This window comes from Actinoplanes xinjiangensis (assembly GCF_003148685.1).
GTDB classification, from domain to species: domain Bacteria; phylum Actinomycetota; class Actinomycetes; order Mycobacteriales; family Micromonosporaceae; genus Actinoplanes; species Actinoplanes xinjiangensis.
Window position 1 is genome coordinate 1 of record NZ_QGGR01000023.1, and the last position, 24,329, is coordinate 24,329.

A 24,329-nucleotide genomic window follows, 5' to 3' on the forward strand; every position below is an offset into this window, starting at 1 on the left:
CGGCTACAAGTGATCGAAGGCGCCAGATACAGCCCTCAGGACAACCCCGTCGAACGGATCTGGGCCGCCCTGAAACGAAAGATCGCGAACACCGCACCGGCGACCATGGCCGACCGAGTCCGTCAGGCCCACGCGTTCTTCCGCTACCGCACCGACGCCGAGAACCGCACTACCGCCGCACCATGGACCTCACCCTGGCTCCCCGAGGGTTACGAACAACACTTCAGATCAGGCGCTTAGCGGTTGGTGGTGCGGATCGTCCGGTTGGGGAGGACTCCCGGACGAGTGGCCGGCTGACGGCCGTTGCGGGCCCGTGGATCGGGCGCCTTTCCGACCGGGCGCAGCCCGCTGACCTGTACGAAGATGGATCGGCGCTCGACCGCGTCACCGGCCGAGTTCAACTCGTAGCCGTCCAGCCAGACCCAGCCCTCGTAGGTCGGCCAGTCGTGCACCCGGATGACCCGGAACAACATGGGTGATGCGAACTGGACGCTTGCCGCCTTCGTCACGTGGATGACATCACCGGACCGAGGTAGAACCACGTCATCTCCTGCCCTGAGACTCGTGTGGGATGTGGATGGTGACAAGTGCATCAGTTTGCCGCCTTGATGCACTTTTGCAAGGCTCCGATGGATTTGGCCATCGAAGGAGGTTGCGGAACGTCACTATCGCCGAACAGCCCCACCCGTGTCGGGGCGGAAGTCCACAACGGACTGCCAATGGCTCGGCGCCCCGTGATGGACGTCGTATGGTGCGTTTTGTCGATTTTGACCTTGTCCCTCAAGAACGTTAAGTGACGCTGGCCATACGGAAAGATTGCACCACCAGTCCTGTCGATGCAAGTTGCATGTCACGCTTCCGTGATTCTCCGTGATCATCCACTGTGCTTGAACGATCATGAACCGGTCGGAAGACTGGGCTGGTGAATCGACGCCGCAGTCCCACCCTTCGTCGGCGCCGCCTCGGCGTCGAACTGCGCAGACTCCGTGAGGCGGCCGGCGTGACCATCGATGTGGTGGCCCAGCGGCTGGGCTGTTCGCCATCCAAGATATCCCGCATCGAAACCGGACATACCAGCGCCACGACCGCCGACGTTAGCGACATGTTGGCCTTTTATGGTGTGAATCCGGATATAGCGGAAGGTCTCGTCGGAATTGCTCGAGACGCTCGTCAGAGAGGGTGGGGGCATCCCTATTCAACCGTCCTGAACAGCACTTACGTGGGCTTCGAGGCCGAAGCTAGATCAATTAGGACGTACGAGCAGCAGGTCATTCCCGGTCTATTGCAGACAGAGGACTATGCGCTGGCACTCATTGGATCCGCCCGATGGGATGACACCGACCAGAGAATCGCGCAACGTGTCCGCGTCCGCATGCAACGCCAGTCGTTGTTGATTCAGGACGATCCAATCGATCTTCGGGTGGTGCTCGATGAAGCGGTGGTGAGTCGTCCGGTCGGTGGCGACGCGGTCATGCGTGAGCAGTTCCTGCATCTGCTCGAGGCAACCCGTCTGCCGAACGTGACTCTCCAGATCCTGCCGTTCGCTGTCGGCGCACACGCCGCGATGGACGGCGCGTTCGCGATCCTCGACTTCCCCTCGGACGGTGACCCCGACCTGGTGTTCGCGGAGAACGCGGCCGGCGGGCTCTTCCTGGAGAAGGACGACGAACTTCGTACGTACCGGGAGGTGTTCGACACCATCCGGGCTGCCGCCCTCGATCCGGAAGCGTCCAGCGAGATGATCAAAGTGCTGGTAGAGGAGCCATTGTGGAAATCGAGGCGAAGGGCCTCCGAGTCGATCTGAACCACGCTCGGTGGTTCAAGAGCACGCGAAGCGGCCCCAACTGCGACAACTGTGTCGAGGTCGCGTTCGTCGGTGAGGCCATCGCGGTGCGGGACTCGAAGAACCCGTCGGGAGCGGCGCTCATCTTCACGACGGCTGAGTGGGACGCGTTCGTGGGTGGTGCCAAGGACGGCGAGTTCGACCTCTGAGAACGTCGGCATGGCCGGCCCGGCGAGCGGATCGCCCGGGTCGGCCGTGCTATTTGCCCGATTCTGCCGTCGCTGTGTGCGACTCGCCTCGTTGAAAAGTCCAAGCGCGGACCGGACCGCGCTGTGGGCCGGGACACATCACCGGCCGGTTCTCCACGGTGTCTCACAACCTCTGAGACAGCGGTGCGAGCCGGCCCGAACGAGGCAAGGCAGACAGATGACGATTGGTTCCGACAACCTCAGCAACGGTTCGCCGACGGCGCAGGACAGATTCAGTGGCGGGGTGAGCGCATACCGGCAGGGACGGCGTGACGCGCTGGCACCCGAGGGTGACGGCGATCTGGTGTCCCGTACCGCCGCCGGACTGCCGACCCGGTCACCCGGCCGCTCGCACACCAGCATCGAGCCGTCCACCCCGCTGGACCGGGCGTCGAAACTCCCGTCCCTCGATCTCCAGGGTCTGAGCGACCCCGTCTTCTCGGCCGGCTGGGCCGAATCGTCGAGCCAGTCAATGGCCGATCACCCGCTGCTGCGCGGTCTCCTGCTGGAACTGCCGGCCCGTGGCACCCTGCCGCCGGCCGAGTGGCTGGACCGTTGGTTCGAGGCGGCGCGGTCCATCCTGGAGCTGCTCTACGTTCAAGAGGCCAAGAAGCACTAGAGGTACGCCCGCTGCCCGTTCCCCGGCTTCCCAGCGACACCTCGGGGAGACGCTCCGTCAGTGGGCGGTCACGGTGGTGACGCCTCGTCAGCGGTCACGATGGCGACGCCTCGCCAGCGGGCGGGTGGCGCCTCGTCAGCGGGCGGGTGGTGGCGCCTAATCAGCGGGCGCCGACCGGGGTCCGCTCGCGGTCCCGGTGCAGAGGGGCCATGACCAGCGGCGCGAGACGGCTGTGCCGCAGGCCGGCCCGGATGCCGATCACGGCCACCGCCAACACGATCGCGATGACGGCGAGACTGGCCGTCGCGGTGGCCTGACCACCGGGCAGCGCCACCAGGCCGGCCGCGATCGGCAGGCCGACCAGCGCGGCCAGACCGGTGATCTGTAGGGGTGCGGCCAGCAGCGGATGTGCGGCCGCCGCCCGCAGAGCCGGCGGCACCGGCGTGCGTGGCGCGGTGGAGAACGCCCCCGCGCCCCGCCGGACCCAGCCGAGACGGCGCACAGTCGCGGTCAGAACGAGAAGCGCCGGAACGGCCGGGAGCAGCGCGGCGGTCGGCGCCGCCGAGACGCCCGGCACCAGACCGGCGATCAGCGGAACCGCGGCGAACACCGCGACGCCCGCACCGACCAGCGCGGAGAGCAGCCCGGCCCGGCGCCGGAGCTGGCGCGCGCTGCCGGCGGTGGGCATGGCGTCCGCGAGGAGCCCGGCAGCGAGCCAGACGGCGGCGAGGATGCCGATGAGGGTGATGTCCACAACGGTGTTCACATCGACAGCGTTCACCGTTTGTGACGGTTGCGAAACCGGGATATGCCCGGACGCGGTACCCGTAGGGGTGCCGCGTCACCAGCTGTGCGCGACCTGTCGCGGACGGTAGAGAACTTCCCGGACTATGTGGACCAATGAGGGCACTCAGTGAGTGATCTGTGACACGCTGTCAAATACAAGATCGCAGCGGTCAGACGGCGAACTCGGCCACCGGAACGGTCGCCGGAGCCGGCGGGGCCGCTTTCCACAGGCCGAGCTTCTGCGCGCCGAGCCGGCTCAGGTATGCCGGGTTGAGCAGGATGTACCGCTTCCACAGTCGCTTGGGCTCCAGGCCGAGGCGCCACAGCCACTCCAGGGCGTACTTCTGCATCCACGCGGGCGGGTTCTTCAGCAGCCCGGCGTGATAGTCGAACGCTGCGCCCACGGCCAGCAGCGGCATGTCCAGCAGGGGCCGCATGGCGTAGGTGAAGACCTCCTGCCGCGGGCACCCGAGGCCGACCAGCACCACCCGGGCGCCGGACGCCTTGATCCGCTCGGCGATCGCCTCCGGCTCACCCGGCTGAGACTTCCGGAACTTGGAGGCCTCCACGCCGGCGATCTTCAGAGCCGGGAACATGCCCTGGAGCGCCGGCACCAGCCGCTCCAGCGTCGGCTCGGTGGACCCGTAGAGGTAGACCGGCAGCCCTTCGGCGGCGGCCTGCTCGACCACCTTCAGGGTCAGCGTCGGCCCGTAGACCCGATCCGTGAGCCCCGCCCCGTGCAACAGGTTGAGCGCCCACCGGACCGGCTGCCCGTCCGGAGTGACGAGATCGAACGAGTTGAGCCGAGCGTTGTGCGCCGGATCCTCGACACCGGTCATCACCCCGTGCACCGCCAGCGCGGTGACCGCGAACGGCCGCTGCTCCCGGGCTGCCTCGATGATCCGTGCCGTAGCAGTCGCATAGTCAGTCGCATCCACAAGCACACCGAGAACGTTGCGCTTGCCCTGTCCGACACCAGTCGCCGTCACGACCGCACCCCACCCTGAAGACCGAATAAAGCCGCGAGCATAACGCCCTACTTACCGTCACCCGAAAGATGACGAAACCTCAGGCCCGAACCCAGGACACGTAGCCGTACCCCAACCTGGTCTGAAGGTTCCAACAGCAACAGCCCGCCGAAGTAACCCTGACCGCCCCACCGACCAGAACCGCGCCCACCCGAAGTAACCATGACCCGGCCCACCGACCAGAACCGTGCCTACCCGAAGTAACCATGACCCGGCGCACTGACCAGAACCGTGCCTACTTGAAGTAACCGTGACCGGCCCACTCACCGCGCCCACCGTGATGCGGGGCACCCGGGGGCTCGGCCCACGGGGCAGAAAAGACGAGAGCGACCGCAGGTCCGCGCTTTCCGCGGACAAGGGTCGCCCATTCGATCTCGTGGGGATGGGGGGAGTTGAACCCCCACGTCCTTTCGGACACACGGACCTGAACCGTGCGCGTCTGCCATTCCGCCACATCCCCATGTGACTGCCTCCAAGATCATACATCTGATCTTTTCGGCTGAAACCGGCCGGTCGGGCCTGCTTCTTGTTACTGGCTGCGACAGACTACGCTGTCGCACGTCACCTAGCGAGTTGATATCGCCCCGGCAACGGAGGAAACATTAGCACGGCGTTCCGGGGCGCCATACGAGGGTCAGAAGTGCCGGCTGCTCTTGGGCTACAGATGCGCAAGCGGTCGCCGGATACCATCATGTCCTCGGAACCCGAGGAGGAGCCGGTGAGCGTGCTGCAGCGCTTTGAGAAGCGATTGGAAGGCCTTGTCGAAGGGGCCTTCGCCAAGGTCTTCAAGGGTGTCGTGCACCCTGTGGAGATTCTGAATGCCATGCAGCGGGAGGCCGAGGCGCACAAGGCCATCCTGGCCGGTGGTCGCACTCTCGTGCCCAACCGCTATGTGATCGATCTGTCGCCCTACGACCACAGTCGTCTGGCGCCCTACGCCGCGGCACTGGCGCAGGAGCTGGCGCAGTCCCAGGCCGAGTTCATCGGTGAGCAGGCCTGGACGGTGTATGGCGATGTGATCGTCGAGATCGAGCGGGGCGACGGCCTGGACACGGGCATGTTCCGTGTCACCGCGGAGGTGTACACGGGTGGCGAGGTCGCCCCGGTGCAGCAGCCCGCGTATGACGCCGGCCCGCAGTATTCGCCCTACGACCAGCAGGGTGGTGGCTATCAGCAGCATCACCACGGTGGGCCGCGCAGTGTGGGCCTGGTCTCCGGTGATGGCCGGACCTACCCGCTGCAGATGGGCTCGACGGTGATCGGCCGTGGTGACCAGGCCAACCTGCGCCTGCCCGACGTCGGTATCTCGCGCCGGCACGCCCGGCTGGACTACGACGGCAACCAGGTCGTGCTTACCGACCTGGGCTCGACGAACGGCACCATGGTCAACGGCCAGCGGGTGTCCGCCGTCGCACTCAACCCGGGCGACATGATCCAGCTCGGTACGACAACACTCACCTTCCGAGTGGACGGCTAGCAACCTTGCCCGAATTCGTCCTCACCGTCGCCCGGTTCGGATTTCTCATCCTTCTGTGGATCTTCGTGTTCACGGTTGTCGGGGTGATCCGGCGGGATCTCTTCGCGGGCGGCCGGACCAAGAGCATCGTCGCCAGCCCTCGGGGGGTGGGTGGCGCGGTGCTGCAGGGCCGGCCGGCGAAGGTGAAACGCGGTAAGGCAGCGCGGCAACTGGTCGTGACTGCCGGCAATCTGGCCGGCACGAGGATCACTCTCGGTGAAGCCCCGATCACGATCGGGCGGGCCGAGGATTCGACGCTCGTCATCACCGATGACTTCGCGTCGGCCCGGCACGCCCGCCTGGTGCCTCGTGAGGGCCAGTGGTTCGTCGAGGACCTCGGCTCGACCAACGGCACCTACCTTGATCGCGGTAAGGTCTCCGGACCCACTCCAGTCCCCCTTGGCGTTCCGATCCGCATCGGGCGCACTTCCCTCGAGTTACGGCCATGACCCTGACCCTGCGCTATGCCGCTCAGAGCGACCGCGGTCTGATCCGAGACCTGAACCAGGACTCCGTCTACGCCGGGCCGCGACTTCTCGCTGTCGCGGACGGCATGGGCGGTATGGCCGCTGGTGACGTCGCGTCCAACATCGTCATCGCTGCGATGGCCCACCTCGACGACGACGTCCCCGGGGACGCCATGGTCGACGCCCTGCGGCATGCCGTCGGGACAGCCAACCAGCAGCTCCGGGACACCGTCGACGCCAACCCTCAGCTGGAGGGGATGGGGACCACGCTCACCGCGGTCCTCTTCTCCGGCAGCAAGTTCGGGATGGTGCACATCGGCGACTCCCGGGCCTACCTTCTGCGCAAGGGTGAGTTCGCGCAGATCACCAAGGACGACACGTACGTCCAGATGCTGGTCGACGAGGGCCGGGTCAGTCCGGAGGAGGCGAGCAGCCATCCGCAGCGCTCGCTGCTCACCCGCGCGCTGGACGGCCGGGACATCGACCCGGAGTATTCGGTCCGTCAGGTACTCAAGGGCGACCGTTACCTGATCTGTAGCGACGGGCTCTCCGGCGTGGTCAGCGGCGAGACGATCGGGCAGACCATGCGCGAGCTCGCCGACCCGAAGGCGTGCGTCGAGCGGCTGGTGCAGCTGGCGTTGCGCGGCGGCGGACCGGACAACATCACGGTCATCATCGCCGACGCCACCGATGCCGACATCATGGAGCAGGCGCCGATCGTGGGTGGCGCCGCGTCACTCGACCGGGGCAACACCACGGTGGCGGACAGCTCCACCTCGGCGGCGCGGGCCGCCGCGCTCAAGCCTCCGCCCCGCCCGGCCCAGCCGGAGCCGACGGGTGGCTACGAGCGGGACGCGGAGCCGGCCGGGCATCCGGTGCGGACGACCCTGATGGTGCTGGCCCTGATGGCGGTGCTCGGCGGTGGCCTGTGGGCCGGCTGGCGGTACACCCAGGATCAGTACTACGTCGGGGCCACCGAGCAGGGCGAGCTCGCCATCTTCCAGGGCGTGCCCGGTCAGATCGCCGGCCTGGACCTGTCGACGGTGAGCGAGACCAGCACGGTGCGGCTGAACGACCTGACCACGGCTGCCCAGGAGCGGGTCAAGGAGGGCATCCACGCCACCGACCAGGCCGCCGCCCGGACCACTCTGGCCGATCTGACCAGTGACGATCCGTCGAACTCCAATCTCAAGCCGATCTGCACCGTCGCCGGTACGACGCCAACGACCGCGGCTACGCCGAGTCCGGCGCCGAAACCGAGCGGTTCCGCCTCCGCTCCGGCTGCCTCCGAAAGTGCTCCGCCGACGGTCGACCCGGTCGGGTGCCGGACCGTCGACTGAGCACGGCCTACAGTCTGGGGAAGATTCTTGACCGCGTCCGCCGTACCGGCTCCACCGCCCGCTCCCACGGGCGAGATGTCGCGTATCCGGGGATTGAAGACACGCCGCAACGCCGAACTCGGACTGCTGGTGTTCGCCATGCTGCTCGTCGCCGCGTTCGGCGCGACGGTGGAGGCCAACCAGTTCGACGAGATCCGGCCGAACTTCTGGGTGCCGGCCGGTCTGATCGGCATCCTGTTCTTCGGTCTGCACATGGTGGTGCGGTTCACCGCTCCGTTCGCCGACCCGGTGCTGCTTCCGTCGGTGGCACTGATCAACGGCATCGGCGTGGCGTTCCTGCGCCGTCTCGACCTTGAGAACGCGATCGCCAACAAGCTGGCCATCCCGGGGTTCTTCGCCGAGACCAGTGGCCGCCAGCTGGCCTGGACGCTGCTGTCGCTGATCCTGGCGGCGGTGCTGCTCCTGCTGTTGCGCGACCACCGGGTGGTGTCCCGGTACGCGTACACCCTGGGTCTTGTCGGCATCGTGCTGATGATGATCCCGGCGGTCCTGCCCGCCAGCATCTCCGAGGTGAACGGCGCGAAGCTGTGGATCCGGCTCGGTTCGGTCTCGATCCAGCCGGGTGAGTTCGCCAAGCTGGCACTGGTGTCGTTCTTCGCCTACTACCTGGTCCGCAAGCGTGAGGTTCTGTCGCTGGCCAGCCACCGGGTTCTCGGCATCGACTTCCCGCGTGGCCGCGACCTCGGCCCGGTTCTGACGGTGTGGCTGTTCAGCCTCCTGGTGCTGGTCTTCGAGAAGGATCTCGGCACCGCACTGCTCTACTTCGGCCTCTTCATCGTCACCCTCTACGTCGCGACCGAACGATCCAGCTGGCTGATCATCGGCCTGCTCCTGTTCTTCGGTGGCGTCTACGTCGCGTATCTGCTCGGCGACGTGGTGGGCGGTCCGTTCGCGAACTTCTACGACCGGGCCGAGATCTGGCTCGACCCGTTCTCCCAGGAGAACTACGAGCGCAAGAGCGGGAACAGCTACCAGCTGGTCCAGGGTCTGCTGGGCCTGGGCACCGGCGGCCTGTTCGGCACCGGGCCGGGAGCCGGTTCGCCGTTCAAGGTGCCCGAGGTCCGCACCGACTTCATCTTCGCCGGCCTCGGTGAGGAGATCGGCCTGTTCGGCCTCGCCGCCCTGCTGATCATCTACCTGTTGATCGTGGAGCGCGGCCTGCACGCGGCGCTCGCGGTGCGTGACTCGTTCGGCAAGCTGGTCGCCGGCGGTCTGGCCTTCACCCTCGGCCTCCAGGTCTTCGTGATCCTCGGCGGCATCACGGGCCTGATCCCGCTGACCGGCCAGACCACCCCGTTCCTCTCCGCGGGTGGCTCCTCGCTGATGGCGAACTGGTTGCTCATCGCGATGCTGCTACGGATCTCGGACGCCGCACGCCGGCCGGCGAACACTCCGGCGGAACGCGCCGGCGGCCCGAAGAAGGCACCCACCCAACTGCACGGCGCCATGACGGAGGTGATCAAGCCGTGAACGCCCCTCTCCGACGCTCAGGCGTCGTCATCCTCGTCCTGTTCGCGCTGATCTTCGGCAAGCTGAACTGGATTCAGGCGTACAAGGCCGACGAGTACCGCAACGACGCCCGCAACAACCGGGTCCAGATCGCCGAGTACGAACGGCCCCGCGGTGTGATCCAGGCGGCCGGTGGCGAGACCCTGGCCCAGAGCACCGCGACCGATGGCGAGCTCAAGTACCAGCGGATCTACCCGAAGAAGGAGATCTACGCGTCGGTGCTCGGCTACAAGCCGGTCAACATGGCGGCGGTCGGTGTCGAGGATTTCGAGAACGACATCCTCTCCGGCTCCAGCGACAAGCTCTTCGCCGACCGGCTCAGCGACATGTTCACCGGTGACAAGACCGGTGGCGGCAACATCGTGCTGTCGCTGATCCCCCGAGCGCAGGAGGTCGCCTGGAAACAGATGACCAAGAACGAGCGCGGGGTGACCAAGGGCGCGGCGGTCGCGATCGACCCGAACACGGGCGCGATCCAGGCGATGGTCTCGATGCCGAGCTACAACCCGAACCCGCTGGCCAGCCATGACGACAAGGTGGCCGGGGAGGCGTACAAGAAGCTGAACGCCGACGAGGACGACCCGCTGTTGAACCGCGCGGTGGCGAACACCCTGCCACCCGGCTCGGTCTTCAAGGTGATCATCTCGGCGGCGGCGCTGGAGAACAACTACAACCTCGGAACCGAGATCCCGGCGGGCGCTGTCTATCAGGAGGGCGGCGCCACGATCCGCAACTCCGAGGACGAGGTCTGCCCCGGCAGTCAGATCACTCTCAAGGACGCGCTGACCACCAGCTGTAACACCGGCTTCTCGAAGCTGGGCGTGAAGCTCGGCCGGGATGTGGTGATCGACACAGCCAAGAAGTGGGGCTTCGAGGACGAGGCCCTGTTCGTCGGCGACCTCGAGGCCGCCGACAAGGGCCTGCCGGTGGCGGCCAGCCGGATGGGCGCCATCGCCAACGCGGACGGCAGCGTCGACAAGTCCGCTCTCGCCCAGTCGTCGCTCGGCCAGCGTGACGTCCGGATGACCCCGCTGGTGGGTGCGCTGATGGCCGCCACGGTGGCGAACAATGGCAAGCAGATGCGCCCCTACCTGGTGCAACAGCAGCTCGACGCGGACCGGCGGACGATCTACACCGCCGTCCCGAAACCGCTCCGGGAGCCCACCAGCGCCGGTGTCGCCGAGGGCCTCAAAGAGATGATGGTCAGCGTCGTCGAGAACGGCACCGGTAAGAACGCCAAGATCAGTGGCTTCACCGTCGGCGGCAAGACCGGAACCGCGCAGAACGCCGAGGGCGCGGACCCGCACGGGTGGTTCATCGGCTTCGCGTACGACGAGGACGGTAAGGCGGTGTCCGCGGTGTGCGTCATGCTGGAGAACGTGCCCGGCGGTCATGCCAGCGCCGAGGCAGCCCGGATCGCCGGGCTCATCATGAAGGCCGCCGCGGGCCGGGGAGGGGACTGACATGATCCGGCCGGGGGTCATGCTCGGTGGGCGATACCGCTTGGAGGAGCGTATCGCCGGTGGCGGCATGGGCGATGTCTGGCGTGGCACGGACGACGTGCTGGGCCGGACCGTCGCTGTCAAGATCCTGTTGCCCGCGCTGCTCGACGAGCCGGGGTTCGCCGAGCGGTTCCGCGGCGAGGCACGGACCATGGCCACCATCAACCATCCCGGCGTCGTGGACGTCTACGACTACGGCAGCGATCAGCAGATCGCATTCCTCGTCATGGAGTACGTCGAGGGCGACGCCCTCTCGCGCACTCTGAGCCGGGTCGGCCGGTTGACGCCGGCACGGACCATGGCGCTGGTCGCGCAGGCCGCCGACGCGTTGCAGGCCGCACACGGCAACGGCATCGTCCACCGCGACGTCAAACCCGGCAATCTTCTGGTACGCCCGAACGGCACCCTGGTCCTCACGGACTTCGGCATCGCCCGTTCCGCGCTGGTCGGACAACTGACGGTGGCCGGCGCGGTGCTCGGCACGGCGTCCTACATCTCCCCTGAGCAGGCCGCCGGCGACGTCGCGACCGCCGCCTCCGATGTGTACGCCCTGGGCGTCGTCGCCTACCAGTGCCTTTCCGGCCATCGCCCGTTCGACGGGGCCACCCCGATCGAGATCGCGATGAAGCACGTCCGGGAGACCCCGCGCCCGCTGCCCGCCGACATCCCGCCCGCGGTCCGTGCGATCGTCGAACGCGCCATGGCCAAGGACCCGGGGGCCCGCTGGCCGAGCGCCTCGGCGATGGCCGCGGTGGCCCGGCAGGCCGCGTCCTCACTGACCACCGCGCAGCAGCCGGTCGCCCCGCAGTCCGCGCCGCCGGTGCACAACTCGCGTCCCACGAGCGCGCCGCCGAACCGTCCGCAGTCGGGTGGGCCCACCTCGGGTTCCGCACGTGCGGCGGTGCCACGGCCGGTGTCCGGGGCCCGGGGTGCGGCGTCGGTGCCGTCCGCACCGCCGGTTTCTCAGCCGATGTCTCCGGCACCTCCGTCGTACCGGCCGCAGTCGGGTCCGCCGGCGAACGCGTACCATCCACAACCGCCGGCCGCGAAGCAGGAGAGTTCCTTCGGGCGCCAGGTGCTCGTGGTTCTCGCCGTGGTGCTGGCTCTGCTGGTGCTGCTCTGCGCCGGAGTCATCTCTTTCCTGTTACGACATGGCAACAGCAACTCCGCCTCAGGCAGCACGCTGGGTCATCACAGCAGCTCTGAGGCTATCCTCCGCTCGGGCGTGGTCGTCGACCCTGTGTCGGTGGCGTCGTACCGTCTTACAAAGGCCGATGCCCAGCTCGGCTGGATCCGACCGAACGAAGGACGACAGACGTTATGACGGCTCAGGCCCGCCTGCTCGGTGGCAGGTATCAGGTCGGCGAGCTGCTCGGCTACGGCGGCATGGCCGAGGTGCACAAGGGTCGCGATCTGCGCCTAGGCCGTGACGTCGCGATCAAGATGCTGCGCACCGATCTGGCCCGTGACGCCACGTTCCAGGAGCGGTTCCGTCGTGAGGCACAGAACTCCGCCGCCCTGAACCACCCGGCGATCGTCGCCGTCTACGACACCGGCGAGGAGATCTCGGCCACCGGCGAGAAGCTGCCGTTCATCGTGATGGAGTTCGTCAACGGGCGGACCCTCAAGGAGGTCCTCGCCCAGGAGCAGCGGCTGCAACCACGCCGCGCCCTGGAGATCATCGCCGATATCTGCGCGGCCCTGGAGTTCAGCCACCGGCACGGGATCATCCACCGGGACATCAAGCCCGGCAACGTGATGATCACGCAGAACGGCCAGGTCAAGGTGATGGACTTCGGTATCGCGCGGGCTCTGGCCAGCGGTGCCACCACCATGACGCAGACCAGCGCGGTGATCGGTACCGCACAGTATCTCTCGCCGGAGCAGGCTCGCGGTGAGTCGGTCGACGCACGCTCCGATGTGTACGCGGCCGGCTGTGTCCTTTTCGAACTGGTCATCGGACAGCCGCCATTCGTCGGCGACAGCCCGGTCAGCGTCGCCTACCAGCACGTGCGTGAGGAGCCCCGGGTTCCCAGCTCGATCAACCGCGAGGTCCCGGCGGACATCGACGCGATCGTGCTGAAAGCGCTGGCCAAGAACCCGCTGAACCGTTACCAGAGCTCGCAGGAGATGCGCGCCGACGCGCTGCGTGCCGTCTCCGGCCGCCCGGTGATGGCGACCCCGGTGATGAGCCAGGCCGAGACCGTCGCGATGCAGGGCGGCGGCCCTCGGCAGTGGCAGCCGCAGGGCGCCACCACCATCCAGCGGCCCATCCCGGCGTCGATGGGCGCCCCCCAGAAACCGGAGAGCCGGTCTTCATGGGTGATGGCCGTGGTCGCCGGTCTGGCGGTTCTCGTCGTGGTCGTTCTCGGCGTCGCCCTGGCGATGTCCAAGAAGGGCGACAACACCAACCCGGACACGAACACGCCCCAGACCTTCGCCATGCCGAAACTCGAAGGGCTGACGCCCGCGGAGGTCGAGGCCGAACTCACGCGGGTCGGCCTGACCAAGGCCACTGCCCTGCCGCCGGACACGAAGAACGACTGCGACGGCACGGTCGTCGCCCAGGACCCGAAGGCCGGCGCCACCGTGACGGCGACCGATCCGGTCACGTACAAGGTCTGCAACGCGCCGGAGCCGGTGGATGTGCCGGAAGACCTGGTCGGTAGCCCTCTCAGCACAGCCCAGTCACGTCTGACCAATCTCGGTCTGAAAGTCGACGTCAACCGGGTGAACAGTTCCTCCGAGAAGGACCGGGTGCTCAAGGTCGAGAAGGCCGGCGACAAGGTCGACCCCGGCACCACGATCACCGTGACGGTTTCCAACAACAACCTGGTCAAGGTGCCGCCGGTGGAGGAGAAGTCGCTCGAGGCCGCGCAGGCTCTGCTGGAGGCCGTGGACCTGATCGCCGACCCGCAGTTCGTGCAGGCCGACGGTGAGCCGGGCACCGTGATCAGCCAGGGTACGAAGGCGGGCAAGGAAGTCGAGCGCAACACCACCATCAAGCTCACGGTGATCGGCGAGCCGAACCCGGACCCGAGCACCTCGGAGTCGACCGGGACCGGCGAGGGCGGCGGCGAAGAGCCCTGATCCACGGAAACGACGAAGGCCGGTACCCCGAGGGGTGCCGGCCTTTCTCGTACGGCGGGGGCGTTACGCGGTGGCGAAGGCGGACCGGCGGCGGGTCTCCACCTCGGCGGCGAGGGCCGGTGCCTTCTCCAGCGCCGACGACAGCCCGCACGAGGCCAGCCAGTTGGCCAGCATGGTGTGACCACCTTCGGTCAGCACCGACTCGGGGTGGAACTGCACACCCTCGATCGGCAGCTCCCGGTGCCGCATCGCCATCACGACGCCCGAGTCGGTCGTCCCGGTGACCTCGATCTCGGCCGGCAGGGTCTCCGGCAGAACGGCGAGCGAGTGATAGCGGGTCGCGGTGAACGGGTCGGGCAGCCCGGCCAGCACACCGGTCCCCTGGTGGTGGACTTCGGAGGTCTTGCCGTGCAACAGCTCGGGGGCGCGGGTCACGGTGGCGCCGAACGCCGCACCGATCGCCTGGTGGCCGAGGCAGACACCGAACATGGGGATCTTCCCGGCGTACTCCTTGATCACGTCCATCATGATCCCGGCGCGGGTGGGCTCGCCCGGGCCCGGTGAGAGCAGGATGCCGGCCGCGCCGAACCCGCCCACGTCGGCGACCGAGATCTCGTCGTTGCGGCGCACCTCGCACTCGGCACCGAGCTGACCCAGGTACTGCACCAGGTTGAAAACGAACGAGTCATAGTTGTCGATCACGAGAATGCGCACGTCATCACCTGCTGGGACTCGGCTTGGGCTGGTTCGTGGTGGTGTCGTAGGGCGGCTCGTCCGGACCCTCGTCGCCGGGGACGGTGGACCCGGCGTCCTCCCCGTTGCCGGCCTCGACCTGGACGTCGTCGAACGGCAGCAGCGGGGTGGCCCACGGGAAGATGACATACCAGAGCAGGGTCCCGATCGCCGCGGCCAGCACGAGCGAGAAGGACAGTTTGCTCCAGACGCCGCCCGGCAGCTTGCGCCAGATCCACGCGTACATCGTCGTCAGGACGCTTTCATCTCGGCCGGCATGCCGGCGTCGGGCAGGGCCTGGTCCCGGGGGACCGTCTTGACCAGCTCGGCGTGGATGATCAGCCGCTCGTAGTTGTTGAACTTCGGGTTGCAGGTGGTGAGGGTGAGCAGCGCCCGGGTGGGTTTGGCCTTGGGTTTGCCCGGTACCGGGGCGACCACCTCGACCTGGTTCGGCTTCACCACCACCTGCTGGTAGACGTGGTAGATGTACCAGCTGTCCCGGGTCTCGACGCCGATGACGTCACCGTCGTTCATCTCGTCGAGCCGCCAGAAGATCTTCCGGACCCGGTGGCCGGCGACCGAGAAGTTGCCGACCTGCCCCGGCTTCGCGGTCTCCGGGTAGTGACCCGGCGCGTACCGGATGTCGTCGGGCTGGACGCCGTCGACGACCACCCACTTCTTGTCCAGTTTCGGGATGTAGAGCCGGCCCACCAGGTTCGCCCCGGGTGCTTTCGGGCCCTTCACGGCGCTGCCCGCGGTCGGCGCCACGGTCGGGTCGGCCCAGGCCTGGTCGAGCTCCGAGCCGAGGGTGTCCTGCTCGGCGTCGACCGCCGCCGAGTTGCCGAAGACCTGATAGCCGGCGAACAGCAGCACCACGAGACCGAAAGTGATCATCAGTTCGCCGGAGGTGCGGATGCCGGTGCGGATCCGGGAGCCGAGGGTCGGGCGGGTCAACTCGGAGTAGACGCTCTTGTAGCCCTCCTCGGTCTGCTCCGGGCGCAGTTTGACCACACGCTCACCGCGCTTCGTCTTCGTGTCCTCGGCCGGGTCCGGCTCGGTCTCCGCCGGGAGACCGCCGGAGTTCGCCCCCACGGCCGCGGGCGACACCGACGCCGCACCCAGCACGGCATCCGGGCCGGCCGCCTCACGCGCGGCCTGCGCCACGATCCCCGGCGGGGGAAGGGCGGGTACGGCCGGGCGGGCGGGCTGGACGGCCGGCAGCAGGCCGGTCGGGGCGTCGATGGTACGGATGATCGCGGTCGGACTCGGGTCCCGCGTCGGCCCGGCCGTCCACGCCGGTGCGGCCTCCGGCCCCGTGCCGCCGGGCAGCCAGTCGGCCGGGCCGGCCGGCGCACCTGAGGGTTCCGGGACAGGCCAGGCGGTGCCTTCGGTACGCGACCAGCCCTGCTGCGCGCGGCCCTGCTGGTCGGCGGTGGCCGGAGCCCAGGCGGTCGTCGCGCCGTCGTAGGACCCCGCCGGACCCGGCATGCCCGCGGCGCCGGCTGTGGATGGCATTCCCGCGGTGCCGGCCAGGGGCGGCATACCCGCGTTCCCTGCTGCGGCCAGCGCATTGTGCGCGGCCGTGGGAGCGGCCATGGGGTGATGCGGAGCAGCCTGCGGATTGTGCGCCGCGAACGGGGCGGCGGGCTGCGGATTATGCGCTGCGGATGGGGCGGCGGCTTGCGGTTGGTGTGCCACGGACGGGGCGGCGGCCTGCGGATTGTGCGCCGCGAACGGGGCGCCGGTCAGCGGACCCTGGGCAACGGCCGGGTCGGTGGCCGATGGGCCCGGCGTCGCCGGGGCAGGCTGGTTCCGCGCCGGGGCGGGAACGCTGAGCGAACCGTGAGCGGCCGCCTGGCCCGGGGAGACGGGCGTGCCCTGGAAGGCGGACGGGCCCGGAAAGGCGGACGGGCCCGGGGAGACCGGTGCGCCCGGCGTGCCGTTCGTCCCCGGCCGGTTCGGAGCGCCGGCCCGCAGCGACGCGGCGAACGTGGTGTCGATCGGCGCCGTCACGGTCGAGTTCCACGCCGGCTGGCCATCGGACGGTGACACCGGCTCCGAGTGCGACGCGGCACGACGCGGGGTGTACCCACTCACCGGAGCCCCGTGCACCCCGCTGAGCGGCTCGCTGGCGGGCGCGTACGGCGGAATCGGGGTTGCGGTGGGGGGAGCGGCGGTAGGGCTGCTCAGATCCGTTCTGGGGGCCGTCGGTCCGCCGGCCTCCGCGGCGGCCCGCCGCCGGGCCGCGGCTGCCGCGACGCTGATCTCGTCCGGGGCGGGCGGCGCGGTGGGCCGAGGATCGACATTGCCGCCGGGGCCGACCGGCGATGCGAGCGGCCCGCCGGGGACACCGTCGGGCGCGGCGTCGGTGATCCGCGGGATGTATGCGGTCTGAGCGTCGCCGTCCGGCGCGCGGTGCCGGCCGGAGCCGGACGGGTTCGCGGGGTACTCCGGGGGAACCATCACCGGGCAGCCTGCGCCGATCGGAGGTCGGTCGATCCGTCGTACGCCTGCACTGTCACGTTCTTCTCCACCTTTTCCGTGTAACCGAGGCCGAAGTCGGCGACGGCCTCCCGGAACTGCCTGACTCCCTCTGACGAGTCCAACGCGCGAGTGAGCGCTGTGGGTTCGCCGATCGCGGTGATCTTGAAAGGCGGTGAGAAGACCTGGCCGTGAAGGAGCAGCGTGTTGCCGACACAGCGTACCGCGCTGGTGGAGATCACCCGGACATCCATGATCGTCATGGCTTCGGCCCCGCCGGTCCACAACGCGTTCACCACGGCCTGGACGTCGCCCTGGTGAACGACCAGATCGTCGTTGTCCGGGGCGTTGTCGCCGAAGTCGGTGCCGCGGCGTGGGGAGTCGTTCAGCGTCACCGTCATGCCGGGGCCCTGGAGTTCGGAGAAGCCGGCCGACCGGCGTAGCGCGTTGGCCTGGTCCCGGGCCGGCTGGTCCAGTTCGGCCAGTCGGCCGGTCTGCTGGTCGACCTCGGTGAGCAGGCGCGCGGCCCTCTTCTCGTTGGCGGCCAGCCGGTCCCGCTTCTCGGCGATCAGTTGAGTCAGGCGGGGGCGGCGGTCGTCCCGCAGCGCCGTACCGTCCGCGGTGGTCGCCGACGTCGTGAACAGCAGGCCCGCCGCCAGCGCGATCAGCGGCACCCCCACCGACCAGGCCGATCGGGGACGATCGCGCCGTGGCCGGAGGCCGCGCGCGACGCGCCGGAGCACGAGCCGCCAGGAGGCCCCTCCGGCGCCGTTTCGAACGTCGCCAACCCCTCGAAAAGCCACCCAGCCCCCTCAAGATCAGACGCTCGGGGTATTTTCTCGCCCCGGCGGGTGCCTGTCTGCGTACCGCCTTGACTACGCTAGCGGTCGAACAGTATTCGCCACGGGCAGCATTCGGGAGTTCCGGAGCCGCTCAGCGGTGGGTTGTTCACCACTTGTTGCCCTCAGGAGAGTGCCGTGCCCAAGTCAGTGGTTCGCAAGAAGAAGGTCTACACCCCGCCGTCGGACATCAACCCGGCGGTGAAGGGTGCGTCCAACAAGCCGAGCCCGGTCTGGGTGCCCGTCAGTGCGGTGACCCTGATCGTGGTCGGCATCGGTTGGCTCGTCGTCTACTACCTGTCCTCGCAGCAGTGGCCGGTGGCGAGCTGGGAGTACTGGAACCTCGCGGTGGGTTTCGGCTGCATGGTGGCGTCGCTGGGTCTGCTCTCCCGCTGGCGCTGAAACGCCGTTTCCCTTTCTACCGCGTATACGTGAAAATCCTCGAAAGGTAGCGCACCCCCGCTTGGCGTGGGGTGCGCTTTCGGCGTGGGGCGCACTCCCTTGACGTGCGGCGTGTGCCCGTCTATTACTCGTGGGTAACATGGGTTGGCGCACCGCCGACCGAGGAGGCACAACGCAGATGGGCTACGCGCAGATAGTCGCCACCGTCTTAGCGGGGGCAATCACGGTGGTGGCCGTCTACCTGGCGGTACGTGCCGTTATGACGATCACCGCAGTGATCCGGCAGGGCCAGCCCGACCCGGCCCGCTTCGCCGACCCGAAGGTCCGGACGAAGACCATGCTGGTGGAGACCGTGGGTCACACCAGGATGCTGAAGTGGTCCGCGATCGGCGCGGCCCACTGGTTCGTGATGTTCTCGTTCCTGGTTCTGTCCCTGCTGGTGCTGGAGGCCTACTTCGAGGTCGCGGCGCCGGAGATGGGGCTGCCGCTGATCGGCCACTGGACGATCTTCGGGCTGGTCACCGAGTGGTTCGGGATCCTGGGCACGATCGGCATCCTCTACCTGATCCTCGTACGGCAGCGGAACAAGCCGGGCGCGGTGAAGCGGAGCCGGTTCCTGGGCTCGACCATGTGGCAGGCGTACTTCGTCGAGGCCGTCATCGTCGGGGTGCTGATCTTCGGCTTCCTGATCCGGGGCTTCAAGGTCGCCACCGGCCACTTCGAGTACCCGTTGTGGGCCACTCCGGTGAGCCACGCCGTCGGCTCGATCCTCCCCGACTGGGAGGACGGCGCCACCTGGATGGCGCTGATCAAGATCTGCATCTCGATGACCTGGCTGATCACCATCTCGCTGAACCCGACGATGGGCGTGGCCTGGCACCGCTTCCTGGCGTTCTTCAACATCTACTTCAAGCGCAACCCGGAGAAGCCGGCCGGATCCGGTCTGGGCGCGCTGAAGCCGATGATGAGCCAGGGCAAGCCGCTCGACTTCGAGGAGGCCGACCCGGAGAAGGACCTCTTCGGTGTCAACCAGGTGGAGCAGTTCACCTGGAAGGGTCTGCTCGACTTCTCCACCTGCACCGAGTGCGGCCGCTGCCAGTCGCAGTGCCCGGCGTGGAACACCGCGAAGCCGCTGTCGCCGAAGCTGCTCGTCCTCTCGCTCCGCGATCACGCCTACGCCAAGGCGCCGTACCTGCTCGCCGGCGGCGGCAAGGACCTGATGGGCGAGGAGAAGGCCACCGAGGCCCAGCTCGCGCACATGGACGTCCTCGCGCTCGCCGAGGGCAACCGTCCGCTGATCGGCACCGCCGAGGAGCAGGGCATCATCGACCCGGACGTGCTGTGGTCCTGCACCACCTGCGGCGCCTGCGTCGAGCAGTGCCCGGTCGACATCGAGCACATCGACCACATCGTCGACATGCGCCGTTACCAGGTACTGATCGAGTCGAGCTTCCCCTCCGAGGCCGGCGTGATGCTGCGCAACCTGGAGAACAAGGGCAACCCGTGGGGCGCCCCGCAGAACACCCGCGAGGACTGGACCAAGGGTCTCGACTTCGAGGTGCCGCGGGTCGGCGAGGTCGAGGAGTTCGACTACCTGTTCTGGGTCGGCTGCGCCGGCGCGTTCGAGGACCGGGCCAAGAAGACCACCCGGGCGGTCGCCACGCTGCTGCACGAGGCCGGTGTGAACTACGCCATCCTCGGCGAGGGCGAGACCTGCACCGGTGACCCGGCCCGCCGTATCGGCAACGAGTTCATCTTCCAGATGCTCGCCCAGCAGAACGTCGAGACGCTGACCGAGGCCTTCGGTGACCAGAAGGTCAAGCGGATCGTCGCGACCTGCCCGCACTGCTTCAACACCCTGGGCAACGAGTACGAGCAGCTCGGCCTCAAGGTCGAGGTGGTCCACCACACCCAGCTCCTGGCGCACCTGGTCAAGGAGGGGAAGCTCACGCCGGTCCAGCCGATCGAGGGCGACGTCACCTACCACGACCCGTGTTACCTGGGCCGGCACAACCGGGTGTTCGACGCTCCCCGCGAGGTCCTCGGCGAGGCCGCCAACCTGGTCGAGATGCCCCGCAACTCCGAACGCTCCTTCTGCTGCGGTGCCGGTGGCGCCCGTATGTGGATGGAGGAGAAGATCGGCAAGCGGATCAACGTGGAGCGCACCGAGGAGGCCCTGGCCACCGGTGCCAAGACGATCGCGGTGGGCTGCCCGTTCTGCTACACCATGATCGGCGACGGGGTGACCGGCAAGGGCAAGCAGGAAGAGGTCGAGGTGGTCGACGTGGCCACCGTCCTGCTCCGCTCGCTGAAACAGGACGTCTGATCATTCTCCGCCTCAGAATCGTGGCCGGCAGCTCCTCAGCTGCCGGCCACGGTCGTCTGTGCCGAGTCGGTCCCGGCACGGTTGGTGGCGAATGGCCCGAGTCCGGCACAATGAGGTCCGAGGTGAAGCGATCATGGACGGCCTGTTCCTGACCGCGGTGCTCCCGTTGGTGGCGTTTGCGCTGCTCACGGCGGGCAACGCGTTTTTCGTGGCGGCCGAGTTCGGGTTGGTGACCGTCGATCGCGTGGAGATCGACAAGAGGGCCGCCGCCGGTGACCGTCAGGCACGCCGGGTCCGGACCGCCCTCCGGGAACTCTCCTTCCAGCTCTCCGGGGCGCAGCTGGGCATCACGCTCACCGCGCTGCTCACCGGTTACCTCGCCGAGCCGGCCCTCTCGGAGCTCTTCATCCCGCTGGTGGAACCGATCGCGGGCGACTCGACGGACACCGTCACCCACGTGATCGCCCTGGTCGTGGCGACGCTGATCTCGATGCTCTTCGGTGAGCTGGTGCCGAAGAACGCGGCGCTGGCCCGGCCGATGGGCATCGCGCTGCGCACCGCCGCACCGCTGCGCGGCTTCTCGATCGTCCTCAAGTGGCTGATCGCCGCGCTCAACGGCACCGCGAACTGGCTGGTCCGCCGGCTCGGCATCGAACCGCAGGAGGAACTGGCCAGCGCCCGTTCCCCGGAGGAGCTCGGCCTGCTCGCCGCGATCAGCGCCTCGGCGGGCGCCCTGCCGGCCGAGACCGCCACCCTGCTGCGCCGGACCATCCGGTTCGGCGAGAAACGGGCGGCGAAGGCGATGACACCGCGCGTCGACGTCGTCGGCCTCAAGACCACCGCAACCGTCGCGGACCTCATCACGGTGGCGCGCGCGACCGGGCACACCCGATTTCCGGTGTACGAGAACGAGCTCGACGTGGTCACCGGCGTGGTCGGCGTGAACGACGCCCTCGGTGTGCCCCCCGAGCGACGCGCCTCCACCCGCGTCTCCGTCCTGGCCCGGGAGCCCGTCTACGTGCCCGAGAGCCTCAACCTCGACAAGGTGCTCGAAGCCTTGCGTACGGCCGGCGCCGACCTGGCCATCGTGGTCGACGAGTACGGCGGCACCGATGGTGTCGTCACCATCGAGGACCTGATCGAGGAACTGGTCGGTGAGATCGCCGACGAGTACGACACCGACCTCGGCGAGACCGGCACGAGTGAGCTGACCGCCCCGGGCGGCGAGAAGACATTCCTGGTAGACGGCCTCCTGCGGGAGGACGAGTTGCACGAGCAGACCGGGTTCCGGTTGCCCGAGGGGCCGTATGAGACGCTCGCCGGCTTCCTGCTCGCCCGCCTCGGGCACATCCCGATCGCCGGGGAATCGCTGGAGGAGAACGGGTGGGAGTTCACTGTGATGGAGGTCGACCGGCACCGTATCGAGCAGGTGCGGGTCGTTGCGCCGCCGGAGCCGTCGGATGACTGAGCCCGCGGACGCGGCGACGGACACCACGGAGGCGGCGGCATGAGCGAACTGCTCTTCGTCGCGGTTCTGCTGATCGGCAACGGTCTGTTCGTGGGCGGCGAGTTCGCCCTGATCGCCTCCCGGCGTACCGCACTGGAACCGTTGGCGGAGACCTCGCAGGCGGCCCGCTGGGCTCTGTCGGCGATGAGCCAGATCCCGCTGATGATCGCCGGTGCGCAGCTGGGGATCACGATCTGCACACTGGTGCTCGGCGCGATCGCCGAGCCGACCGTCGCCCATCTGCTGGAGGGCCCGTTCCAGGCGATCGGGCTGCCGGACAACGCGGTGCATCCGATCGCGTTCGTGCTGGCCCTGATGATCGTGACGTTCCTGCACACGGTCGTCGGCGAGATGGTGCCGAAGAACATCACGCTGGCCGGACCGGAGAAGTCCGCGCTCATCCTCGGCCCGTTCATGCTGGCCTTCTGCACCGCCACCAAGCCGCTGCTCAACGCGATGCGCTGGGCGTCCCGCAACATCCTGAAGCTGTGGAAGATCGAGACGACCGACGCGGTCAAGACGGTCTTCACCGCCGAGGAGCTGGCCGGCATGGTCACCCAGGCCCGCAGCGAGGGCCTGCTCGGTTCCGAGCAGTACAACCGCATCCACGCCGCCCTGGGCCTCAGCAACCGCACCGCCGCCGACACCCTGCTGCCCTGGTCGCGGGTCACCACGGTGGCCGCCGACGTGTCACCGGCGACGCTCGAAGCGGTCGCCACCCGCAGCGGCCGCTCACGGTTCCCGGTGGTGCAGCGCGACACCCGGCGGGTGCTCGGATTCGTGCACGTCAAAGACATCCTCGGGTACGCGGGGGCGCAGCGCCGCCTACCCGTGCCGGCCGAGGTGATCCGGCCCCTCGCCGTGGTGCCGCCGGACCGCAGCCTCGCCGATCTGCTGCTCACCATGCGCCGCGACCGCCTGCACATCGTGCTGGTCAGCGACGGGCGGCGGCCGCTGGGCGTGATCACCCTGGACGACGTGCTGCACGCGGTGATCGGCGAACCGGCCAGGGCCGCGCATCCGGCGTCGAGGATGCGGTGATCTGCGTTACCCCGGTTCGGATTCAGTGGTTCGGTCTACCGCGTTCGAGTGCTTTTCCGGCGTTTCGGTGCGGCGGTTCGCGACTTAGGCTGCATTCCGGACAATAAGCGCATGCTTCACTTCCGGCGGCGCGCTGTACCGATCGGTGTCCTGTCGGCGGCTCTCGTCCTGGCCGGGGTGTCACTCGTCATCCAGCACACCCCGTCCGTAGCCGGGCCGCCTGTGACCACCACACACAGCCCACTCCCGCCCATCGCCACCCGAACATCCGCCACGTCGGCCCTGGCCGGCCCGCTCCGTGTCCCCCCGACGGCCACCACCACACCGACCCGGCCGGTGCCCGGATTCCTCCACAACGTGAGCGCCTTCTCCGCACCCGTCACACCCGGCCGGATCCGCATCGCCGGTGCACCGTTCGAGGTCCGGTACGACTTCGACGGCGGCGTCGGCCGGCCCATCGCCGACCTCGCCGGCCGGCACGAACTGCGGCCCCTCGGCCAGAACGGGGGCGCGCTCCGGCTCGTACCCCAGGGGTCCGGTCTTGCCGTCGCCTATCCGGACCGGTGCACCCTGCCGCGGGAACGGGACTGCCCCCGGGCGATCCTCGAAGGCCTGCGTGACGACAGCCTCAATCCGGGCCGCCGGGCGCTGCGCTACGGCGCCTCGATCCGGATGACCCACGACGACCTGGCCGACGGTGCCAACGTGTTGCAGAAGGGCTACTCGGTCGGCGGGTTCAGCCAGTACAAACTCCAGGTCGACCACCGGCAGGGCCGTCCCAGCTGCGTGATCGCCGGCCCGCGGGCGAGCATCTACCGTGCCGAACCGTGGATCAACGTCGCCGACGGCGCATGGCACGACCTGGAATGCCGACGGATCGCCAACCGTCTGATCATGGTCGTCGACGGCGTCGTGCGGGCCTGGGTCCCGATCCCACCTCAGCTGTCGATCGCGAACGCCGAGCCCCTCCGCATCGGCGGCAAGGGCCCGGCGCCCGGAAATGATCAGTTCGCCGGTGCCATCGACGACGTCTTCGTGATGATCGGCGACTGA

23 protein-coding genes, 1 tRNA gene and 1 pseudogene are annotated in these 24,329 nt (G+C 68.4%); 17 read left to right on the forward strand and 8 right to left on the reverse strand.

The features are described 5' to 3' along the window. Positions 1-240: pseudogene (locus BC793_RS50785) on the forward strand (IS630 family transposase); the annotation flags it as partial. On the opposite strand, the gene BC793_RS36115 reads toward BC793_RS50785, so the two are convergent. Then, a complete protein-coding gene (locus tag BC793_RS36115; protein WP_346265299.1) occupies positions 237-542 on the reverse strand; it encodes a hypothetical protein in 306 nt (101 codons plus the stop codon). The pseudogene BC793_RS50785 and the gene BC793_RS36115 overlap by 4 nt on opposite strands. 380 nt (positions 543-922) lie before the next feature. Between BC793_RS36115 and BC793_RS36120 the strand changes: the two genes are divergently transcribed. From BC793_RS36120 to BC793_RS36130, 3 genes are all read left to right on the forward strand, one after another. Further along, positions 923-1,804, forward strand: coding sequence for a helix-turn-helix domain-containing protein (locus BC793_RS36120; RefSeq protein ID WP_109600840.1), 882 nt, complete (start codon positions 923-925; stop codon positions 1,802-1,804). Continuing rightward, positions 1,774-1,992: a DUF397 domain-containing protein gene (locus BC793_RS36125; RefSeq protein ID WP_373871338.1), complete on the forward strand. Its 219-nt coding sequence runs from the start codon at positions 1,774-1,776 to the stop codon at positions 1,990-1,992. The genes BC793_RS36120 and BC793_RS36125 overlap by 31 nt, the downstream gene beginning before the upstream one ends. Positions 1,993-2,209: 217 nt before the next feature. Next, positions 2,210-2,650 (forward strand): hypothetical protein, encoded by a 441-nt coding sequence (locus BC793_RS36130; RefSeq protein WP_109600844.1) that lies wholly within the window; start codon positions 2,210-2,212, stop codon positions 2,648-2,650. Positions 2,651-2,810: 160 nt separating this feature from the next. On the opposite strand, the gene BC793_RS36135 is transcribed toward BC793_RS36130, so the two are convergent. The 3 genes from BC793_RS36135 to BC793_RS36145 all read right to left on the reverse strand — a co-directional run bounded on the left by BC793_RS36135 (position 2,811) and on the right by BC793_RS36145 (position 4,924). Continuing rightward, positions 2,811-3,416 (reverse strand): hypothetical protein, encoded by a 606-nt coding sequence (locus BC793_RS36135; RefSeq protein WP_239170732.1) that lies wholly within the window; start codon positions 3,414-3,416, stop codon positions 2,811-2,813. A gap of 190 nt (positions 3,417-3,606) precedes the next feature. Then, the gene (locus BC793_RS36140; protein ID WP_109600848.1) at positions 3,607-4,425 is read right to left on the reverse strand and encodes a WecB/TagA/CpsF family glycosyltransferase; all 819 of its coding nucleotides are present in this window, start codon (positions 4,423-4,425) and stop codon (positions 3,607-3,609) included. A gap of 416 nt (positions 4,426-4,841) precedes the next feature. Beyond that, positions 4,842-4,924 (reverse strand) — tRNA-Leu (locus tag BC793_RS36145). Between the two features lie 231 nt (positions 4,925-5,155). Between BC793_RS36145 and BC793_RS36150 the strand changes: the two genes are divergently transcribed. The 7 genes from BC793_RS36150 to pknB all read left to right on the forward strand — a co-directional run bounded on the left by BC793_RS36150 (position 5,156) and on the right by pknB (position 13,948). Continuing rightward, positions 5,156-5,941: an FHA domain-containing protein gene (locus tag BC793_RS36150; RefSeq protein WP_093620829.1), complete on the forward strand. Its 786-nt coding sequence runs from the start codon at positions 5,156-5,158 to the stop codon at positions 5,939-5,941. A gap of 5 nt (positions 5,942-5,946) precedes the next feature. After that, positions 5,947-6,429 carry an FHA domain-containing protein FhaB/FipA gene (locus BC793_RS36155; RefSeq protein WP_093620755.1) on the forward strand — a complete coding sequence of 161 codons (483 nt, stop codon included), beginning with the start codon at positions 5,947-5,949 and terminating at the stop codon, positions 6,427-6,429. Continuing rightward, entirely contained in the window at positions 6,426-7,787 is a 1,362-nt protein-coding gene (locus BC793_RS36160; RefSeq protein ID WP_109600850.1) for a PP2C family protein-serine/threonine phosphatase, read from the forward strand. Before BC793_RS36155 ends, BC793_RS36160 begins: the two co-directional genes overlap by 4 nt. 75 nt (positions 7,788-7,862) lie before the next feature. Beyond that, entirely contained in the window at positions 7,863-9,317 is a 1,455-nt protein-coding gene (locus tag BC793_RS36165) for an FtsW/RodA/SpoVE family cell cycle protein (RefSeq protein WP_203896655.1), read from the forward strand. Next, positions 9,314-10,819 (forward strand): penicillin-binding transpeptidase domain-containing protein, encoded by a 1,506-nt coding sequence (locus tag BC793_RS36170; protein ID WP_109600853.1) that lies wholly within the window; start codon positions 9,314-9,316, stop codon positions 10,817-10,819. The genes BC793_RS36165 and BC793_RS36170 overlap by 4 nt, the downstream gene beginning before the upstream one ends. Before the next feature lies 1 nt (position 10,820). Then, the gene (locus tag BC793_RS36175) at positions 10,821-12,182 is read left to right on the forward strand and encodes a serine/threonine-protein kinase (RefSeq protein WP_109600855.1); all 1,362 of its coding nucleotides are present in this window, start codon (positions 10,821-10,823) and stop codon (positions 12,180-12,182) included. Further along, positions 12,179-13,948 carry a Stk1 family PASTA domain-containing Ser/Thr kinase gene (pknB, locus tag BC793_RS36180; RefSeq protein WP_109600857.1) on the forward strand — a complete coding sequence of 590 codons (1,770 nt, stop codon included), beginning with the start codon at positions 12,179-12,181 and terminating at the stop codon, positions 13,946-13,948. Before BC793_RS36175 ends, pknB begins: the two co-directional genes overlap by 4 nt. A 63-nt stretch (positions 13,949-14,011) precedes the next feature. Here pknB and BC793_RS36185 read toward each other — a convergent pair whose 3' ends face one another. Genes BC793_RS36185 through BC793_RS51855 form a run of 3 tightly spaced genes read right to left on the reverse strand, consistent with a single transcriptional unit; the run spans position 14,012 to position 16,276 of the window. After that, a complete protein-coding gene (locus BC793_RS36185) occupies positions 14,012-14,662 on the reverse strand; it encodes an aminodeoxychorismate/anthranilate synthase component II (protein WP_109600858.1) in 651 nt (216 codons plus the stop codon). Positions 14,663-14,666: 4 nt separating this feature from the next. Beyond that, positions 14,667-14,927 (reverse strand): hypothetical protein, encoded by a 261-nt coding sequence (locus BC793_RS36190; protein ID WP_109600860.1) that lies wholly within the window; start codon positions 14,925-14,927, stop codon positions 14,667-14,669. A 5-nt stretch (positions 14,928-14,932) separates the two neighbouring features. Then, the gene (locus BC793_RS51855) at positions 14,933-16,276 is read right to left on the reverse strand and encodes a class E sortase (RefSeq protein WP_239170731.1); all 1,344 of its coding nucleotides are present in this window, start codon (positions 16,274-16,276) and stop codon (positions 14,933-14,935) included. Between the two features lie 277 nt (positions 16,277-16,553). On the opposite strand from BC793_RS51855, the gene BC793_RS49160 reads away from it, so the two are divergent. Next, positions 16,554-17,075: a hypothetical protein gene (locus BC793_RS49160; protein ID WP_146246612.1), complete on the forward strand. Its 522-nt coding sequence runs from the start codon at positions 16,554-16,556 to the stop codon at positions 17,073-17,075. 67 nt (positions 17,076-17,142) lie between these two features. Here the strand turns inward: BC793_RS49160 and BC793_RS36200 are convergent, their stop codons facing one another. After that, entirely contained in the window at positions 17,143-17,964 is an 822-nt protein-coding gene (locus BC793_RS36200; RefSeq protein ID WP_170167313.1) for a DUF881 domain-containing protein, read from the reverse strand. Positions 17,965-18,138: 174 nt separating this feature from the next. Here BC793_RS36200 and BC793_RS36205 point away from each other — a divergent pair, with 174 nt between their 5' ends. From BC793_RS36205 to BC793_RS36225, 5 genes are all read left to right on the forward strand, one after another. Continuing rightward, on the forward strand, positions 18,139-18,402 hold the full coding sequence (locus BC793_RS36205; protein WP_109600864.1) for a cell division protein CrgA: 264 nt from the start codon (positions 18,139-18,141) through the stop codon (positions 18,400-18,402). Between the two features lie 178 nt (positions 18,403-18,580). Continuing rightward, positions 18,581-20,728: a (Fe-S)-binding protein gene (locus BC793_RS36210; RefSeq protein WP_109600866.1), complete on the forward strand. Its 2,148-nt coding sequence runs from the start codon at positions 18,581-18,583 to the stop codon at positions 20,726-20,728. A gap of 133 nt (positions 20,729-20,861) precedes the next feature. Then, positions 20,862-22,196 carry a hemolysin family protein gene (locus tag BC793_RS36215; RefSeq protein WP_109601061.1) on the forward strand — a complete coding sequence of 445 codons (1,335 nt, stop codon included), beginning with the start codon at positions 20,862-20,864 and terminating at the stop codon, positions 22,194-22,196. Between the two features lie 39 nt (positions 22,197-22,235). Then, the gene (locus tag BC793_RS36220) at positions 22,236-23,276 is read left to right on the forward strand and encodes a hemolysin family protein (RefSeq protein ID WP_109600868.1); all 1,041 of its coding nucleotides are present in this window, start codon (positions 22,236-22,238) and stop codon (positions 23,274-23,276) included. Between the two features lie 111 nt (positions 23,277-23,387). Continuing rightward, positions 23,388-24,329: a LamG-like jellyroll fold domain-containing protein gene (locus BC793_RS36225; RefSeq protein WP_109600870.1), complete on the forward strand. Its 942-nt coding sequence runs from the start codon at positions 23,388-23,390 to the stop codon at positions 24,327-24,329.

What these genes read in the sequence shown, in the direction of transcription:
- BC793_RS51855 (WP_239170731.1), bottom strand. Translation starts at nt 16,276, where the DNA reads ATGGCCGCTCCCACGGCCGCGCACAATGCGCTGGCCGCAGCAGGGAAC.
- pknB (WP_109600857.1), top strand. Translation starts at nt 12,179, where the DNA reads ATGACGGCTCAGGCCCGCCTGCTCGGTGGCAGGTATCAGGTCGGCGAG.
- BC793_RS36175 (WP_109600855.1), top strand. Translation starts at nt 10,821, where the DNA reads ATGATCCGGCCGGGGGTCATGCTCGGTGGGCGATACCGCTTGGAGGAG.
- BC793_RS36215 (WP_109601061.1), top strand. Translation starts at nt 20,862, where the DNA reads ATGGACGGCCTGTTCCTGACCGCGGTGCTCCCGTTGGTGGCGTTTGCG.
- BC793_RS36130 (WP_109600844.1), top strand. Translation starts at nt 2,210, where the DNA reads ATGACGATTGGTTCCGACAACCTCAGCAACGGTTCGCCGACGGCGCAG.
- BC793_RS36165 (WP_203896655.1), top strand. Translation starts at nt 7,863, where the DNA reads ATGTCGCGTATCCGGGGATTGAAGACACGCCGCAACGCCGAACTCGGA.
- BC793_RS36190 (WP_109600860.1), bottom strand. Translation starts at nt 14,927, where the DNA reads ATGTACGCGTGGATCTGGCGCAAGCTGCCGGGCGGCGTCTGGAGCAAA.
- BC793_RS36220 (WP_109600868.1), top strand. Translation starts at nt 22,236, where the DNA reads ATGAGCGAACTGCTCTTCGTCGCGGTTCTGCTGATCGGCAACGGTCTG.
- BC793_RS36225 (WP_109600870.1), top strand. Translation starts at nt 23,388, where the DNA reads ATGCTTCACTTCCGGCGGCGCGCTGTACCGATCGGTGTCCTGTCGGCG.
- BC793_RS36210 (WP_109600866.1), top strand. Translation starts at nt 18,581, where the DNA reads ATGGGCTACGCGCAGATAGTCGCCACCGTCTTAGCGGGGGCAATCACG.
- BC793_RS36160 (WP_109600850.1), top strand. Translation starts at nt 6,426, where the DNA reads ATGACCCTGACCCTGCGCTATGCCGCTCAGAGCGACCGCGGTCTGATC.
- BC793_RS36150 (WP_093620829.1), top strand. Translation starts at nt 5,156, where the DNA reads ATGTCCTCGGAACCCGAGGAGGAGCCGGTGAGCGTGCTGCAGCGCTTT.